16 protein-coding genes are annotated in these 16648 nt (G+C 71.6%); 10 read left to right on the top strand and 6 right to left on the bottom strand.

Annotated elements, in window-relative coordinates; translation table 11 throughout:
• The first annotated feature begins 20 nt into the window (after nucleotides 1–20).
• The 3 genes from QNA09_RS15480 (at nucleotide 21) to guaA (ending at nucleotide 4719) form a co-directional block, all read left to right on the top strand.
• On the top strand, nucleotides 21–1160 hold the full coding sequence (locus tag QNA09_RS15480; RefSeq protein ID WP_010595561.1) for a GuaB3 family IMP dehydrogenase-related protein: 1140 nt from the start codon (nucleotides 21–23) through the stop codon (nucleotides 1158–1160).
• 205 nt (nucleotides 1161–1365) lie between these two features.
• Complete coding sequence (locus QNA09_RS15475; RefSeq protein WP_017679645.1) at nucleotides 1366–3099, top strand: GMC oxidoreductase; 1734 nt, start codon at nucleotides 1366–1368, stop codon at nucleotides 3097–3099.
• Between the two features lie 48 nt (nucleotides 3100–3147).
• Nucleotides 3148–4719, top strand: coding sequence for a glutamine-hydrolyzing GMP synthase (gene guaA, locus QNA09_RS15470; protein ID WP_010595559.1), 1572 nt, complete (start codon nucleotides 3148–3150; stop codon nucleotides 4717–4719).
• Between the two features lie 60 nt (nucleotides 4720–4779).
• Here guaA and QNA09_RS15465 read toward each other — a convergent pair whose 3' ends face one another.
• On the bottom strand, nucleotides 4780–5016 hold the full coding sequence (locus QNA09_RS15465; RefSeq protein ID WP_010595558.1) for a hypothetical protein: 237 nt from the start codon (nucleotides 5014–5016) through the stop codon (nucleotides 4780–4782).
• Nucleotides 5009–6355 carry a PspC domain-containing protein gene (locus QNA09_RS15460; protein ID WP_203010886.1) on the bottom strand — a complete coding sequence of 449 codons (1347 nt, stop codon included), beginning with the start codon at nucleotides 6353–6355 and terminating at the stop codon, nucleotides 5009–5011. Before QNA09_RS15460 ends, QNA09_RS15465 begins: the two co-directional genes overlap by 8 nt.
• Before the next feature lie 133 nt (nucleotides 6356–6488).
• Between QNA09_RS15460 and QNA09_RS15455 the strand changes: the two genes are divergently transcribed.
• Together QNA09_RS15455 and QNA09_RS15450 are read left to right on the top strand one after the other, a co-directional pair.
• On the top strand, nucleotides 6489–7763 hold the full coding sequence (locus QNA09_RS15455; RefSeq protein ID WP_010595556.1) for an ATP-binding protein: 1275 nt from the start codon (nucleotides 6489–6491) through the stop codon (nucleotides 7761–7763).
• The gene (locus QNA09_RS15450; protein WP_064066065.1) at nucleotides 7760–8422 is read left to right on the top strand and encodes a response regulator transcription factor; all 663 of its coding nucleotides are present in this window, start codon (nucleotides 7760–7762) and stop codon (nucleotides 8420–8422) included. The genes QNA09_RS15455 and QNA09_RS15450 overlap by 4 nt, the downstream gene beginning before the upstream one ends.
• A 7-nt stretch (nucleotides 8423–8429) precedes the next feature.
• Here the strand turns inward: QNA09_RS15450 and QNA09_RS15445 are convergent, their stop codons facing one another.
• The 3 genes from QNA09_RS15445 to QNA09_RS15435 are packed head-to-tail and all read right to left on the bottom strand — an operon-like array spanning nucleotide 8430 to nucleotide 11212.
• Entirely contained in the window at nucleotides 8430–8915 is a 486-nt protein-coding gene (locus QNA09_RS15445) for a hypothetical protein (protein ID WP_010595554.1), read from the bottom strand.
• Nucleotides 8912–9979, bottom strand: a complete 1068-nt coding sequence (locus QNA09_RS15440; protein WP_308071968.1) for a MerR family transcriptional regulator — start codon at nucleotides 9977–9979, stop codon at nucleotides 8912–8914. Before QNA09_RS15440 ends, QNA09_RS15445 begins: the two co-directional genes overlap by 4 nt.
• 39 nt (nucleotides 9980–10018) lie before the next feature.
• On the bottom strand, nucleotides 10019–11212 hold the full coding sequence (locus tag QNA09_RS15435) for a serine/threonine-protein kinase (protein WP_026137517.1): 1194 nt from the start codon (nucleotides 11210–11212) through the stop codon (nucleotides 10019–10021).
• Nucleotides 11213–11375: 163 nt separating this feature from the next.
• On the opposite strand from QNA09_RS15435, the gene QNA09_RS15430 reads away from it, so the two are divergent.
• The 3 genes from QNA09_RS15430 to QNA09_RS15420 are packed head-to-tail and all read left to right on the top strand — an operon-like array spanning nucleotide 11376 to nucleotide 14497.
• Entirely contained in the window at nucleotides 11376–12161 is a 786-nt protein-coding gene (locus QNA09_RS15430) for a hypothetical protein (protein WP_026137516.1), read from the top strand.
• Entirely contained in the window at nucleotides 12158–13726 is a 1569-nt protein-coding gene (locus QNA09_RS15425; RefSeq protein ID WP_059174396.1) for a DNA polymerase Y family protein, read from the top strand. The genes QNA09_RS15430 and QNA09_RS15425 overlap by 4 nt, the downstream gene beginning before the upstream one ends.
• A gap of 15 nt (nucleotides 13727–13741) precedes the next feature.
• Entirely contained in the window at nucleotides 13742–14497 is a 756-nt protein-coding gene (locus QNA09_RS15420) for an alpha/beta fold hydrolase (RefSeq protein ID WP_026137515.1), read from the top strand.
• Nucleotides 14498–14520: 23 nt separating this feature from the next.
• On the opposite strand, the gene QNA09_RS15415 is transcribed toward QNA09_RS15420, so the two are convergent.
• Entirely contained in the window at nucleotides 14521–14823 is a 303-nt protein-coding gene (locus tag QNA09_RS15415) for a nucleoside triphosphate pyrophosphohydrolase (RefSeq protein WP_017679640.1), read from the bottom strand.
• A 32-nt stretch (nucleotides 14824–14855) separates the two neighbouring features.
• Between QNA09_RS15415 and QNA09_RS15410 the strand changes: the two genes are divergently transcribed.
• Nucleotides 14856–15956 carry an HNH endonuclease gene (locus tag QNA09_RS15410; protein WP_017679639.1) on the top strand — a complete coding sequence of 367 codons (1101 nt, stop codon included), beginning with the start codon at nucleotides 14856–14858 and terminating at the stop codon, nucleotides 15954–15956.
• Between the two features lie 29 nt (nucleotides 15957–15985).
• The gene (locus QNA09_RS15405; protein WP_203011895.1) at nucleotides 15986–16453 is read left to right on the top strand and encodes a DIP1984 family protein; all 468 of its coding nucleotides are present in this window, start codon (nucleotides 15986–15988) and stop codon (nucleotides 16451–16453) included.
• The last annotated feature ends 195 nt before the right edge of the window (nucleotides 16454–16648 follow it).

Below are 16648 nucleotides of genomic sequence, written 5' to 3'. Positions count from 1 at the left end.
CTGAGAAGAAAGGGACGCGCGTGCGCGACCTGGTTGAAATCGGCATGGGGCGAACCGCCCGACGCACCTACGAGCTGGACGACATCAACATCGTGCCGTCCCGCCGGACGCGCTCCTCGAAGGAGGTGTCGACGGCTTGGCAGCTCGACGCGTACCGATTCGACATCCCGCTGCTCGCCCATCCCACCGACGCGCTGGTCTCGCCGTCCTTCGCGGTGCAACTGGGCAAGGCCGGTGGCCTCGGCGTCATCAACGGTGAGGGCCTGTGGGGCCGGCACGCCGATGTCGATGCCGAGATCGAACGCCTCGTCGGCATCGCCGAGTCCGACCCGGACCCGGCAGCGGCGATCGCGCACCTGCAGAAGCTCCACGCGGCCCCGCTGCAGCCCGATTTACTCGCTGCCGCGATCGCGCAGGTGCGCGATGCCGGCGTGACCACGGCCGTGCGGGTCAGCCCGCAGAATGCGCGGGCGCTGACTCCGCACCTGGTGAAGGCCGGCCTCGACCTGCTGGTCATCCACGGGACCATCATCTCCGCGGAGCACGTGGCGCACGGTGAGAGCGAGCCGCTGAACCTCAAGACGTTCATCTCCGAGCTGGACGTGCCGGTCGTCGCGGGTGGTGTGAGCGATCACCGCACCGCGCTGCACCTGATGCGTACCGGAGCGGCGGGCGTCGTCGTCGGCTACGGCTCGACAGCGGGCGCCACCACCACCAGCGAGGTACTGGGCATCGGAGTGCCCATGGCGACGGCGATCGCCGACGCGGCCGCCGCCCGTCGCGACTACCTGGACGAAACCGGTGGCCGGTACGTCCACGTCATCGCCGACGGCGACATCGAGACCTCGGGCGACCTGGCCAAGGCCATCGCCTGCGGTGCCGACGCCGCCGTGCTCGGTGCCCCCCTCGCGGTATCGGCCGAGGCTCCGGGCCGGGGCTGGTACTGGCCGTCGGCGAGTGCGCATCCGTCCGTGCCGCGCGGCGCGCTGCTGCAGGTCGCCTACGACGAGCGCCCGAGCCTGGACCGCGTGCTCACCGGTCCGTCCGACGATCCGTTCGGCTCGCTGAACCTGGTCGGCGGTCTGCGCCGTGCGATGGCGAAGTCGGGTTACTCGGACCTCAAGGAGTTCCAGAAGGTCGGCCTGACCGTCCGCGCCTGACCCGCCGCTACCCCCTTACCCGCTGTGGCCGAATGTCACATCGCGTCGATTCGATCGAAGCGGTGTGACATTCGGCCACAGCCGTTTCCAGCCCTCACCTGCGGTTTATGGAACTCATGGTTACAGTTAGGGCACCCTTGTGGCAATGGTCACAGCAAGCCCGTGCATACTGGTGAGTAACAACCAGCTTCATGGAGGTGTTTCGGTGGGTGAGCAGCGCGCGACGGACTACGACGTCCTCATCGTCGGATCGGGGTTCGGTGGAAGTGTGACGGCCCTGCGGCTCGTGGAGAAGGGGTACAGGGTCGGCATCCTCGAAGCGGGCCGGCGCTTCGCCGACGCCGACTTCGCGAAGACCAGCTGGGATCTCAAGCGATTCCTGTGGGCACCCAAGCTGGGGTGCTTCGGTATCCAGCGGATCCATCTGCTGCACGACGTCCTCATCCTCGCCGGAGCCGGCGTCGGCGGTGGCTCCCTCAACTACGCCAACACCCTCTACAAGCCGCCGGCTCCGTTCTTCGAAGACGGCCAGTGGGCACACATCACCGACTGGAACGACGAGCTCAGCCCCTTCTACGACCAGGCACGTCGCATGCTCGGCGTGGTGCAGAACCCGCACATGACCCCCGCGGACGAGATCGTCAAGTCCGTCGCCGCGGACATGGGCGTGGGCGACACCTTCATCCAGACCCCGGTGGGGGTGTACTTCGGGGAGCCCGGGCGTACCGTCGCCGACCCGTACTTCGGCGGTGTCGGCCCCGACCGCACGGGCTGCATCGAATGCGGCGAGTGCATGACCGGATGCCGGCACGGCGCCAAGAACACACTGCTGAAGAACTATCTCGGGCTCGCCGAACGGGCCGGCGCCGAGATCGTCCCCCTCACCACGGTCACCGGCCTGCGCCAGGCCCCCGACGGCACGTGGGACGTCGACACCGAGCGCACCGGCGCGTGGAAGCGGAAGAACCGTCGTACCTACACGGCCGGGCACGTCGTCCTCGCCGCCGGCACGTGGGGCACCCAGCATCTCCTGCACCACCTCAAGGACACCGGCGCCCTGCCGGAACTGTCCGACCGGCTGGGTCATCTGACCCGCACCAACTCCGAGTCGATCGTCGGCGCCGGGAAGATGAGCGTCGACCCGGACCTCGACCTCACCCGCGGTGTGGCGATCACGTCGTCGTTCCATCCCACTGCCGACACCCACATCGAGCCGGTCCGCTACGGCAAGGGTTCGAACGCGATGGGTCTGCTGCAGACGTTGATGACCGACGGCGGCGGCCGCACCCCACGCTGGCTGAAGTTCCTCGGCCAGGTGGTGAAGAACCCGGTCCAGATGGCCCGGATGCTCAGCGTCAAGGACTGGAGCGAGCGCACCATCATCGCCCTGGTCATGCAGAACCTGGACAACTCGATCGTCACCTACACCAAGAAGGGCTTGTTCGGTCGCCGCAAGGTCACCAGCCGGCAGGGCCACGGGCACCCCAACCCGACGTGGATTCCCGTCGGCAACGAGGCCACCCGCCGGATCGCCGAGAAGATCGACGGCGTCCCGGGCGGCACCTGGGGGGAGATCTTCAACGTCCCGCTCACCGCGCACTTCCTCGGTGGCTGCGTGATCGGCACCGATCCCGAGCACGGCGTCATCGACCCGTACCACCGCGTGTACGGATACCCGACGCTGAGCGTCGTGGACGGGGCCGCCGTCTCGGCCAACCTCGGGGTCAATCCGTCGCTGACCATCGCGGCGCAGGCCGAGCGCGCGGCGGCGCTGTGGCCGAACAAGGGGGAGCAGGACCTGCGTCCCGGCCAGGGGGAGGGCTACCGCCGGCTGGACCCGATCGCCCCGAACAAGCCGGTCGTGCCGGCGGGCGCTCCGGGCGCGCTGTCGCTGCCGATCGTCGAGGTTCGCACCGGGTCCGCGTCCGGCGTCGCCTGACCCGAACCGCCGTTCGTTGGACGAGGACCGGACCTCTAGACTGTTCGGGTGTCGCAAACCCAGCAGTCCAGGCCGGTCCTCGTCGTCGACTTCGGAGCCCAGTACGCGCAGCTGATCGCCCGCCGCGTCCGCGAAGCCAAGGTCTACTCCGAGGTCGTGCCGCACACCACGCCGGTGGAGGAGATCGCGGCCCGCGACCCGCTCGCCGTGGTGCTCTCCGGCGGCCCCTCCAGCGTCTACGCCGAGGGCGCACCGCAACTCGACCCGAAACTGTTCGACCTGGACGTCCCGGTGTTCGGCATCTGCTACGGCTTCCAGGCCATGGCCCAGGCGCTCGGCGGCACCGTCGCACACACCGGCAACCGCGAGTACGGGCGCACCGAGATGTCCGTCACCGGGGGTGTCCTGCACGACGGACTGCCCGCGACGCAGCCCGTGTGGATGAGCCACGGCGACGGAGTCACCGCCGCGCCGGACGGCTTCGAGGTGACCGCCAGCAGCCCCGGCGCGCCCGTGGCCGCGTTCGAGGACCGCGCGCGCCGGCTCGCCGGCGTGCAGTACCACCCCGAGGTCCTGCATTCCCCGCACGGCCAGCAGGTGCTCAGCCGCTTCCTGCACGACATCGCCGGTATCCCCGCCGCCTGGACGGCCGCGAACATCGCCGAGGCCCTGATCGAACAGATCCGCGAGCAGGTCGGTGACGGGCGCGCCATCTGCGGCCTGTCCGGCGGGGTCGACTCCGCGGTCGCCGCAGCCCTGGTGCAGCGCGCCATCGGCGACCGGCTGACGTGTGTATTCGTCGACCACGGCCTGATGCGCGAGGGCGAACGACAGCAGGTCGAGAAGGACTTCGTCGCCGCGACCGGGGCGAGGCTCGTCACCGTGGACGCCGCCGACACGTTCCTGCGGGAACTGGCCGGCGTGACGGATCCGGAGACCAAGCGCAAGATCATCGGCCGCGAGTTCATCCGCAGCTTCGAAGGTGCCGTCTCGGAGGTGCTCGGAGAGAACGCCGCCCACGGCGACACCGTCGAGTTCCTGGTGCAGGGCACCCTGTACCCGGACGTCGTCGAGTCCGGTGGCGGCACCGGCACCGCGAACATCAAGAGCCACCACAACGTCGGTGGCCTGCCCGAGGATCTGCAGTTCGCGCTGGTCGAGCCGCTGCGGCTGCTGTTCAAGGACGAGGTGCGGGCAGTCGGGCGCGAACTCGGCCTGCCGGAGGAGATCGTCGGCCGCCAGCCCTTCCCCGGCCCGGGCCTGGGCATCCGCATCATCGGCGAGGTCACCCGCGAACGGCTCGCGATCCTGCGTCGCGCCGACTCCATCGCCCGGGAGGAGCTCACGGCCGCCGGTCTCGACAAGCAGATCTGGCAGTGCCCGGTGGTGCTGCTCGCCGACGTGCGGAGCGTGGGCGTCCAGGGCGACGGCCGTACCTACGGCCACCCGATCGTGCTGCGCCCGGTCTCCAGCGAGGACGCGATGACCGCGGACTGGACCCGCCTGCCGTACGAGGCCCTCGAGCGCATCTCCACCCGCATCACCAACGAGGTGCCCGACGTCAACCGCGTCGTCCTCGACGTCACGAGCAAGCCGCCGGGCACCATCGAGTGGGAGTGAGACGCGGCTGCGCCCTTCGGATCGGATCCGAAGGGCGCAGTGCGTTCCGGGACGGTGCGGTCAGCGCTTCTTCTTGCCCGGCGCGAACACCAGGGCGGCGCCGACGACCACGGCGAGCGCGACGAGCAGCCAGCGGAACTCGACGTTCGCGAGCGGCTCGAGGGAGAACGGCCCGATCAGCGCCCATGCGCTGACGGCCAGCGCCGCGATCGCGGAGAGCAGCATCAGGATCGACGGGCCCCGTCGCCGGGCGCCGGACGTCGGCTCGGTGGGGTCGGTGTAGTCGGTGTCAGCCACGGCGCACCTCCGAGTTGCCGAATGCGGTGTCGAGATTCAGGGTCAGGACCGGTCCGCCGACGCCGTCGTCGCCGCCGTCGAGGCCCTGGATCGTGCACGGGTTCGAAGCCTGCTCGGTGCAGACGACGTCGACGTCGAGGTTCTGCGGCAGCAGGATCTCGGTGGCGCCGAATCGGGTCTCGACGGAGACGGTCTCGTCCTCGGTGAGTTCGAGTCCACGCAGGTCCAGTTGCAGAGCGCCCATCTGCACCGAGTACGCCGGTTGCAGTTCCGCGGCGGTGCGGGGCGAGTACAACTGTTCCCCCCACGACGAGGTGTCGATCGGTCCGACGAGGGAGGCGAGCACCACGAACCCGAGCAGGGGACCCGTCACCACCAGCAGTCCGTAACCGCGGTGCAGGAACGCCCCGACGAGCAGGCCGAGTCCGATCACCGCGAGCGCGATCGCACCGATCCGCGCGGGGGTGAGCCACGCGACCTCGCCGGCGGACGCCACCGCGCCTGCGGCCGCCGCGGCGAGCACCGCCAGGCCCAGCACGGTCGTGGTCAGCCGGGAACGCGGCTGTTTCGCGGGCACTACGGCCGTCGTGGGCGTCGGCTCGGGCAGGTCCCATGCGAACGGTGCGACACCGAGCGGATCCCACGACGGTGGCGTGGGGCGCTGCAGCAACGGATCCTGCGGGGGTGCCGGTTCCGGCCCGGGGGACTGCGCACCGGTCCGGGGTGATTCCGGTTCCGGCTTCGTCCAGAAGTCCGGGTCCGCCGGTGCGGGCCCGGGGGCGCCGGTGTGCTGCGCGAAGGGCGCCTGCTGGTATTGACTCTGCTGGTACTGACTCTGCTGGTACTGACTCTGCTGGAACGGCGCCTGGAAGGGGTTCTGGGGGAACAGCTGCGGTGCCCCGGGCAGGACCGGTGGTTCCGGCCGGCGTTGGTACAGCAGCCACAGACCGCCGAGCATCAGCACCATGCTGACGAATCCGGAGCCGCCCACCCCGGCGCCCAGCGGACCGAAGGCACTCGCCGCGACGGCCAGCACCACCAGCAGCACCACGACCTTGGTGCTCGATTCGGAGCTCTGGCCGCGGCCGACGAGGGATTCGGCGGGGGAGACCTGATCGCCGTAGCGCGGCAGCAGCAGCCAGCCCGCCAGATACAGCACCAGGCCGGCACCGCCGAAGAAGGTGGACACGACGAACGCCACGCGGATCAGCACCGGATCCACGTCGTATCGCACGCCGATGCCCGCGCACACCCCGGCGACGTGGCCCTGTCGTGGCAGCCGGACCGGACGGGTGCGCCACATGTCCGAGAGCTGCTCGGGGAAGCTTCGCGTGTTCATGAACCACATCCTTCTGGACCGCCGCCCCGTCGCGCATCAGGGACCGACCCTGATTTCCGCGCCGGTGGGCGGTCGCCGGTTCAGGGTTCGTCCCCGATGCCCGGGACGGGGTAGGCGTGCCAGTATCGAAGGTATGCAGCCGGTTCCCTACCCACCCCTGCCCACCCCCCGCCTCGAGCGCCGGGTCGGTGGCCGGGTCGTGGGCGGCGTGGCCGGCGGTCTCGCCGACCATCTCGGGGTCGACGTACTCAAGGTGCGGGTGGCGTTCACGGTGCTGGCCGCGCTCGCCGGCCTGGGCATCGTCGCCTACGGGTTGCTGTGGGTCCTCACACCGCAGGGCTCGGACACCGAACCGCCGTCACCGACCGAACGGCGCCGGGCCCTGGGCCTTGCGGTCATCGGAGTGGGCCTGGCCGTGGGGCTTTCGTGGCTGCTCAACGGGGGCGTGGGCTCGGTGATCGCACCCGTCGTCGTGGTGGCGGTGGGCGCCGCGCTGGTCTGGCGCGAGTTCGACGCGGAGGGACCGCGTTCGGTGCTGGGCCTGCCCGCGCGCCCGACCGTGCTCACCTGGGCGCGGGTGGTCGGCGGCGCCTCGCTCATCGTGCTCGGGCTCGGCGTCGTGATCCTCGCGCAGGTCGACGTGGCGGCCCTGCGCTCGTCGGTGCTGGCGGTGCTGGTGACACTGGTCGGGGCCGGCCTGCTGTCGGTCCCGCTGTGGGTGCGGATGTGGCGCGCGCTGGAGGCGGAACGCGCCGCCCGCGTCCGCAACGAGGAACGCGAGGAGATCGCGTCGCACCTGCACGATTCGGTGTTGCAGACGCTCGCCCTGATCCAGAAGCAGGCGGACGACTCGCAGGAGGTGCTGCGCCTCGCACGCAGCCAGGAGCGCGAGTTGCGCCGCTGGCTGTTCGGCGGTGGCGAGACCCCGCACACCAGCCTGGCCGAGGCGCTGCGCACCATCGCCGGCGAGGTGGAGGATCAGTACGGGGTGTCGGTGGCGCCGGTGATCGTCGGCGACGCGGTACCCGGCGACGACGAGGACCTCACCGCCGAGTCGTTCACCGCCCTGCTCGGTGCCACCCGGGAGGCACTGGTCAACGCGGCCAAGCATGCGCGGGTGGACAGCGTGGACCTGTTCGTCGAGGTCGAACCCGAACAGGTGAGTGTCTTCGTCCGGGACCGCGGCGTCGGCTTCGACGAATCCGCGGTTCCGGAGGACCGGCAGGGCCTGGCCCGTTCGATCCGGGGCCGGGTGGAGCGTCGCGGCGGCCGGGTCGTCGTGCGCTCGAACCCCGGCAAGGGCACGGAGATCCGCATCCACATGCCCCGTGCCGGTACCGGGGCGGAGCGCACGACGACCCTAGAGTGGGAGGGCACCGACGCCCGTTCAGAGGAGCAGCCCACTTGACGTCACTCGACGCCCCCCGCCGTTTCCGTGTGTTCCTGGTCGACGACCACGCCGTGTTCCGGTCGGGGGTGCGCGCCGAGCTCGGGCGGGAGGGCGACATGGAGGTCGTCGGCGAGGCCGGCACCGTCGCGGAAGCGGTCGCGGGAATCGACGCCACCCGCCCCGACGTGGTCCTGCTCGACGTCCACATGCCCGACGGGGGCGGGGTGGCGGTGCTCGGACGGATCGCCGACGGGCCGGTGTGCCTGGCGCTGAGCGTGTCCGACGCCGCCGAGGACGTCATCGCCGTGATCCGGGCCGGCGCCCGCGGGTACGTCACCAAGACCATCTCGGGAGCCGAACTGGCCGACGCGGTGCGACGGGTCGCCGGCGGGGACGCGGTGTTCAGCCCGCGTCTGGCCGGTTTCGTCCTGGACTCGTTCACCGGCCGCTCGAGCGTGCCGGAGCCGCCGCTCGACCCCGAACTCGATTCCCTCACCCCTCGCGAGCTCGAGGTGCTGCGCCTGCTCGCGCGCGGCTACACCTACCGCGAGATCGCCGAGGAACTGGTGATCTCGGTCAAGACCGTCGAAACGCACGCGTCGAACGTGCTGCGCAAGACCCAGCAGTCCAACCGCAACGCCCTCACCCGGTGGGCGCACCGGCGGCGGATCGACTGACCGGAGTTCAGTGCGTGGGCAGCCGCGCGGTCGAGCCGGTCGCGAGTGCCGCGGCGACGTGCTCGATCCCCGCGCGTACCGTGCGGCCGTACCCGTCCTCGGGCAGGATGTCGACGCAGTCGCGGGCCGCCGTCAAGTGCTCCGTGGCTACCGCGAAGGACCCGAGACGCCGGTAGTCGTCGGCGAGATTCAGGTGCAGCGACGGCTGGAAGGCCCGCACCTGCAACGCGGCGTCGTGCCGGGCGAGCCGGTCGTCGTCGAGGGCCGCGGCCGCGTCGAGGGCGCGGAGGTCCCAGGTGAGGGAGACGGCGGGATCGTCGTACAGATCGGCCAGGTAGTGGGCCAGGGCGCAGCGGTGCAGGGGATCGCCGTGCGGCCCCACGCTCGCCCACAAGGCCACCAGCCGAGTCCGGGCGGTGGGGTCGTCGCCGGAGCGGGCGGCTGTGACCGCCTCGGTGACGGCGGCCATGATCGGGTCGGGATCGGTGGTCACGGCCGTTCCTCCCGGCGGACGGGCATGGCCAGCGTGGTCAGGTCCCCGGCCGCGGCGGAGCGGATCACGACGGGCCGGTCGTAGGAGGCGATGTCCAGCAGCACCTCCGGTCCGACGGCGGTGTCGAGGGCGGCTCCCAGCCCGTCCCGGTCGAAGGCGAGATCCAGGTCGGCGCCGGTGACGTCGGCGGGCAGCACGCGGTCGTGCCCCCGGTGGCCGACGGTGAGTGCCGTCGCCCGCACGCGAAGGTCGATCGGGCCGGCCGCAGCGTCGCGCACGGCCCCGGCCAGGGCGTCGCGGTGCACGATCGCCCGCGTGACCGGCGGGGCGAGGGCGCCGAGCATGCTGCGGTAGTCGGGGAAGGTTCCGTCGACGGCCGGGCAGCGGTGCCGCTCACCGTCGGCGCCGGTGAGGGTGAGCGCGCCCGAGTCGTCGAGAGCCAGGCCGACGTTCTCGTGTTCCCGCAGCCACGTGGCGGTCCCGCGGAGCACGGAGCTGTCGGCGACGGTGCGGAACGGGTCCCCGGTGCGGGCCGCGGCCGTCACCGAGCCGGTGGTCAGCCGGTAATGGTTCGTCGCCGTCAGGACCACCGCCCCGGCCTCCACCTCGACGAGAACGCCTGTCAGGCAAGGAATTTCCGGATCCATGGCGACGGACGGAAGAACGCGTTCGACGGTGCCGGCGAGGAGCCGGCCCGGCACGACGACCGCCGGCGGTGCCGCGAAGGCGGTGAGGCGGGACTTGACGTCGGAGGCCAGCCGGGTCGCGCGCTCGGCCCGGCGATGCAGTTCGGCGACGTGTTCGTCGAGCAGCGCGGCACCGGACTCGGCATCGCCGTCGAGGATCCGGCCGACATCCTCGAGCGGGACGTCGAGTTCGCGGAGCTGACGGATCGTCACCGCTCGTTCGCGTTGGTCGACCGTGTAGTACCGGTAGCCGGTGACGGGATCGACCAGGGCGGGCACGAGCAGCCGGCAGTCGCCGTAGAACCGCAGCGCTCCGGGGGTGAGCCCGCTGAGCCGGGCCATGATGCCGATCGTGATCAGGTCTGGGGAGGGGGTCACGGCACCATCATCGAGCTTCGGCCGACCCGAAGGTCAAGCTCAGCTGACGGCGACCGCGACGATCAGGGCCACGATCAGCGCGAGAACGATCACGGCCACCATGACCGCCATCGCCATCGGCGCGAACGCGACGACCTTCTCCCGTGTGGTGCGCGGCGGGGGGCCGGTGGGCTGCAGCCGGCGCAGCAACTCCGCGGGGCGGGGTACGCCCCGCAGCGAGACGGGCTGGGGAGCGGCGGGCAATCCGGTGAGGGTGCCGCCGGCGCCCGCGGTGCGCCGGGATCCCACGACGGGGGCGGTGGCGCGCCGCGCCCACACGGGGACGGTTCCGTCGGCGGACAGGATCGGACGGCCGCGGAGCAGTTCCGGGTCGGCGTCGGCCCCGAGGACGACCGCGGCGAGACGATCCCGGGCCTGCTCCATCGTCGGGCGACGGGCGGGGTCGGGTTCCAGCATCGCGAGCAGGACGTCGGTCAGTGGGCCCGTGCGGGTAGGCGGGATGATCTCGGCGCGGGCGACACGGTGCAACAGGGCGATCGAGTCGGGATCGATGCCGAACGGCGGCTGACCCTCGATCGCGGTGTAGAGGGTCGCGCCCAGGGAGAAGACGTCGCTGGCCTCGGTGGGATCGCTACCGCGGGCCACTTCGGGTGCGAAGAAGGCAGGGGTGCCGGTGATCACGCCGGACCGGTCGTGGTCGCCCTTCGCGCGGGCGATGCCGAAGTCGCTGATCTTGACCGTGCCCAGCTCGCGGCCGCGCTCGGCGACGAGGATGTTGCCCGGCTTGATGTCGCGGTGCACGATCCCGGCTGCGTGGGCGGCGGCGAGCGCATCGGCGACGTGTGCGCCGATCTGCGCCACCTCGAGCGGCGGCAGGGTGTCGGCGATGTTCATCACCTGGGCGAGGCTGCGGGAGGGAAGATGCTCCATGACCAGCCACGGCTCGCCGGAATGGAGGGCGACGTCGTACATCGCGATCGCGTGCTCGTGGGTGAGGCGGGCGGCGATCCGGCCCTCACGCAGCGTGCGGCGGCGGATCTCCTCGGCGGCCCCCGTGGGCAGGCCCACGGTCGAGGTGACCTGTTTGACGGCCACGTCCCGATCGAGCAGGGTGTCGTGGGCGAGCCAGACCGCCCCCATGCCACCGCCGCCGAGTTTGGAGACGAGCCGATAACGTCCGGCCACCAAGTGATCCGGGCCGACGACGCTTGCCGCTCGCTCCTGTTCCGACACCTTCACGAGGGTAGTGGATGCCGCGGGGGACAGCGCTTGACGGGCGCCCCCGGAATCGGGTCTACTGAAGCTGTTCGAATACATGTTCGAACAACCGCGTCTTCCCCGCGGTTTGTCGGTGGGCCGTGTTATACGCGGCCGGCGCAGGGCGAGGGGAGTTCGTGTGGGCGAGGTGGCCGAGTTTCGGGTCGAGGGTGGGTCGCAGGATCCGGTGGGTCCTTCCCGGCAGGAACGGCTCGAGGCGTTGCGTCGGCAGATCGCCGCGATCCCCGCGAGGGGGGAGAGCGCCCGTCCCCGCCCGGCAGAACCCGCCGCGTCTCCGGTGCCGGCCGATCGGTTGCTCCCGGTGCCCGAGCCTCTCGCCCGGCTGCTCCCGGACGGCGGCCTGACTCGTGGATCCGTCGTAAGCTTTTCGGGAGCAACGTCTTTGCTGCTCGGTGTGCTGGCCTCGGCCACCGCCGCCGGTGGGCATGCCGCCGTCGTCGGCCATCGCCGCCTGGGTCTGCTGGCTGCCGCCGAGATGGGGGCCGAGTTGAGCCGGATCGCGCTGATCCCCCACCCGGGGCCGGATCCGGTGGAGGTGGCCGCCGTCCTGCTCGACGGCATGGACCTCGTCGTTCTCGGTCTCGGGGGCGTCGTGGTGCCGCCGTCGCGGGCCCGGGCGGTGGTGGCTCGGGCCCGGAGCAAGGGTGCAGCCCTGGTGGTCACCGACGGCCGGTGGGACGGAGCGCACGTGCGGCTCGAGGCTGCGGTGCACGGTTACCGGGGGCTGTCGGCCCCGGCCCGGGGCAGACTGTGCGGTACCAGGTTCTCCGTGCGTGCCCAGGGACGGTCCTTCCAGCCTCGGTCGGCGCGAATGGACCTGTGCGCCGGTCGAACCGGGGTGGAGTGGCGGCCGGGCGGACCGGCGCAGGTCGGCAGTCCCCGGCCTGCCGAGGTGGCGCTGTGAGCGAACCCCGCCCGGCCCGGGTGGTGGCCCTGTGGTGCCCGGACTGGCCGGCGATCGCTGCCGCCGCGGCCGCCGACCTGCCGCCGACGGCACCGGTGGCGGTGATCTCGGCCAACCGGGTGGTGGCCTGTTCCGCACCGGCCCGGGCCGCCGGCGTGCGACGGGGCCTGCGGCGCCGGGAGGCTCAGGCTCGGTGTCCGGATTTGTATGTTGCCCAGGATGATCCGGGTCGCGACGCGCGGTTGTTCGAACCGGTGGCGGCGGCGATCGATGCGACGGCGCCGGGCGTGGAGGTGCTGCGTCCCGGTCTGGTGGTGCTCGCCGCGCGCGGCGTCGTGCGCTGGTTCGGTTCCGAGGAGGCGGCGGCCGAGCGGCTGATCGACGAGGTGGCCGCCACCGGCGTCGAATGCCAGGTCGGGATCGCCGACGAGTTGTTCACCGCGGTGCTCGCCGCCCGCCACGCCCGCCTCGTCCCGCCCGGAGGGGACGAGGAATTCCTTGCGCCTCTGGGTATTTCGGAGATCTGTCTGGAGCCGTCCCTGGCGGCCCCTGAGCGCGTCGACCTGGTGGACCTGCTGAAACGGCTCGGTCTGCGCACGATCGGGGCGTTCGCCGCGCTGTCGCCGACCGACGTCGCCTCCCGCTTCGGCCCGGACGCCGTCGCCGCGCACCGCGACGCACGGGCACGGCCGCAACGGCCGCCGTCCGGTCGTGCCCTGCCGCCCGATCTGGTGGTGGAACGTCCCTGTGATCCGCCGCTCGAACGGGTCGACTCGGCCGCCTTCGCCGGCCGGGCACTTGCCGCGGTGCTGCACACCCGGCTGGCCGCGGCGGGCGTGGCCTGCACCCGGCTGCTGGTGGCCGCCCGCACCGGCAACGGTGAGGAATTGGCCCGGACGTGGCGCTGCGCCGAGCCGCTGACCCCGGACGGCACCGCCGATCGGGTGCGCTGGCAACTCGACGGCTGGCTCACCGGGCACAGTGCGGCCCGCCCCACCGCCGGGATCGTCCTGCTGCGGCTCGAACCGGTGGAGGTGGTGGCGGCGGGATCGTTGCAGCTGGGTTTGTGGGGCGGGGTCGGCGACGAGGACGAGCGGGCCCGGCGCGCCCTGGTGCGGGTGCAGGGACTGCTCGGTGCCGATTCCGTGTTGGTGGGGGTGCTCAGTGGTGGACGTGGCCCGGTGGAACGGGTGACCCTCGTGCCGCTGGGGGAGGAGTCGGTGCCGGCGACGGATCCGTCGGCGCCGTGGCCGGGCCGGCTACCGCCGCCCGCCCCGGCTGTGGTGCTCACCACCCTGCCTCCCGTTGCGCTCGAGGATGCGGCGGGCACCCCGGTGACGGTGACCGAGCGTGGTCTGCTCAGCGGCGATCCCGACCGGCTGAGCTGGGGCAGCCGCAGCTGGCGGGTGCGCGGGTGGGCCGGGCCGTGGCCGGTGGACGAGTACTGGTGGGATCCGGCGGCGGCGCGGGCGGTGGCACGGCTGCAGGTGCGGCTCGAGGAGTCCCGGGCCCTGCTGGTGATCCACGTCGACGAGCACTGGCATGTGGAGGGCGTCTACGAGTGAGTACGCTCGATGGACGTGGAGACCAGTGTGCTGACGGCCGCGCCGAACGGGGTGGCGATCGCCTACCGGGATTCGGCTCCCAGGACGGGCCACCACCCCGTGCCGGTGCTGCTGGTGCACGGGATGGGCGGCGACGGCCGCACGTGGGACCGGTTCGCCCGGTCACTGCTCGCGGCCGGCCGGCGGGTCGTGGCGGTGGACCTGCGCGGCCACGGACGCAGTGCCCGTGCCGCGTCCTACCGTTTCGACGAGTTCGGCGCCGACGTGCTCGGACTCTGCGAGCACCTGGGCCTCGAGACGGTCGACCTCGTCGGGCACTCCCTCGGCGGGCACACTGGATCCCTCGTCGCGCAGCAGCGCCCGGGCCTGGTGCGCCGGCTCGTGCTCGAGGAGGCCCCGCTGCCGCTGCGTCCGGGCGATCCGCCGCCGGTGCTCGGTGGGCGTCTGCCGTCGCCGGGCGAACTGTGGCACGCCTCGACGAGCCTGCTGCGCAATCCGCGCGCGACCTTCGCCTTCGACCGCTCCATGACCGGCTCGGCCATCACCCAGTTCCGCGCGCCGAATCCGATGTGGTGGGAACGTCTTGCGCAGATCACCGCGCCGACGCTGATTCTGCGGGGCGGGCCCGGCAGCATGGTCGATCCGACCCGGCTCACGGCCGCGGTGGACGTCCTCGGCGACGTCGCGGTCCACGACTTCACCTGTGGCCACAGCATCCACCGCGACCGGCACCGCGAGTTCGAGGCCACTGTGCTGCCGTTCCTCACCTGAGCACTCGTTCCGCAACGACAGAGCTATTCCAGCCAGATGCGGCGATCGAAGCCGCCGCGTTCGGCGCGCTTGGCGGCAGCCGCGGCAACCACCTCGTCCGCGGTGATCCCGAATGCGGAGAGCGCAGCCGTGAACACCTCGTGCATGTCGGCGAGTTCGCCGAGCCGCTCGTCGTCGCCCCGCGCGTGCCGGAGTTCGTGCGCTTCCTCCACGAGTTTGTCGAGCAGGGCGCAGCGGTACTCGTCCCGATCGAGTATCCGAGTGTGCGCCACCCGACCGTCGGCTTCGATGATCTCGGGAATCCGGTCGCGGACCAGCTTGCCCATCGTGGTTCCTTCCGCTGCGCTACCGTCGCGGGGTGGACGGTACCGGACCACCGACGGATCCTCTCGCGCTCGGTCAGCGCGTCGTCGCCGTCCTCGAGACCGGTGCGCGCACCGCCACCTACAAGCTGGCTGTCCTGTCGGCGCTGGTCGGCTTCTGCGTCGAACACCTGCCGGCGGACCCGGCCGCGGCACTCGACGTGCCGATCGACGCGCTCGCCGAGCGTGTGATCGACCTGTACTGGCCCCAGGTCCGCCCGTTCGACGGGCATCGGCTCCGGCAGTCGTCGCAGCCCAGGGCTCGGATCCTGACGGCCGTGGAGGCACTGCGCGGCGCCGTGAACGCCGACGGGGTGGCCGGTCTGTCCCGCGCGAGATCGCGGAAGCCGGACCTGTACCGCGAGACCGTCGCGGAGGTCGCGCTCACGCTCGCGCAACAGCCGCTGTACCGGCTGCAGCGGGTGCCGGGCGGACGCGGTGAACCGTTCCTCTACGACGACTCCTGGCTGCACTCCGGGATCACCCGGGCGGCGATCGTCCGGCACGGCGGCGCGATCCGTCTGTTTCCGGGAGTTGCGGCGGCCCTGGCGCGCCTGTCCGGTCTGCTCACTCCGACTCTGGAGATCCTGTGGGTACAGGACGTGCGCCGGTACAACGCCTTTCTCGACGTTCCCGACATTGCGGGGCACCTGTTCGGTCGCGAGCGCGTCTCGCTCACGAAGCCCCGGGTGGCGCTTCGTGAGGCGTTCGGAGCGACTTGCTTCTATTGTGCGGCAATACTTTCCGAGGGTAGCCCGGTCGACCACGTGCTACCGTGGTCCCGGGTACCCCTCGACGGACTGGCGAATCTCGTACTCGCCTGCGGAAGGTGCAACACCGACAAGCGGGACTCGCTGCCCGCACTCGCCCACACCGAACGGGCGTTGAGCCGGGATCGCGTCGTTCTCGAGCAGCTCGCCGCCGACATCGGCTGGCCGACCCAGTACGACCGCACCCTTGCCGCCGCCCGGGGCCTGTACCGCAGCTCACCCGCGGGCACGCCGACGTGGCAGAGCCGTTCGCGGACCGGGACGTGGGACACGGTTTTTCCGCCCGGATGGGTGGTCTCGGCGGTGCCGGAAACCGGGTACGCATGAACTCGATCGCTCGTCTACGATTCGACGTCATGCGGCTGGCGGAGGCACTCGCCGAACGAGGCGAGCTGAAACGGCGGATCGAGCAGCTCGGCGCCCGGATCGTGGCCAATGCCCGATATCAGGAAGGGGAGGAGCCCGCCGAGAATGCCGGCGAGCTTCTCGAACAACTCACCGACGCCGTCGATCGGCATGCTCTGCTGATCGCCCGGATCAACAAGACGAACACCGCCACCCCCGTCGGAGACCGGACCCTCACCGATGCCCTGGCCGAACGGGACGCTCTGCAGACGCGGCACCGTGCGCTGACCGCGGCCGCGGACGCGGCCTCGGGTGGCAAGGATCGATACGGGCGACAGCTCCGGTCCGAACTGGCATACGTCTCGGCGCTGTCGGTCCGGGACCTGCGGCGCACCGCCGACGATCTGGCTCGCCGGATCCGGCGGGTGGACCTCGAGATCCAGCGCGTGAACTGGGAGGTCGATCTGATCGACGAGTGATCGTGGGCAGCAGGTACCCGGATCGGAAGCGAGCACACGCCGTGGGTCGCGGTGAATCGACCCGTCTGTATCCTCCGGCGCGCGGAGGGCAGCGCAGCGGGTTCGAGTCCCGCACACGGAGCAGCCCTGCACGACGCACGAGGACACGGTGCACGCCGGCACGGTTCATCACCACGTGCTGATCCGAATCGGGGA

It is taken from the genome of Rhodococcus sp. AH-ZY2 (assembly GCF_030916465.1).
Lineage (GTDB): Bacteria > Actinomycetota > Actinomycetes > Mycobacteriales > Mycobacteriaceae > Rhodococcus > Rhodococcus ruber.
Note: the sequence above shows the minus strand (reverse complement) of the source record. Positions and strands in the feature narration are given on the sequence as shown.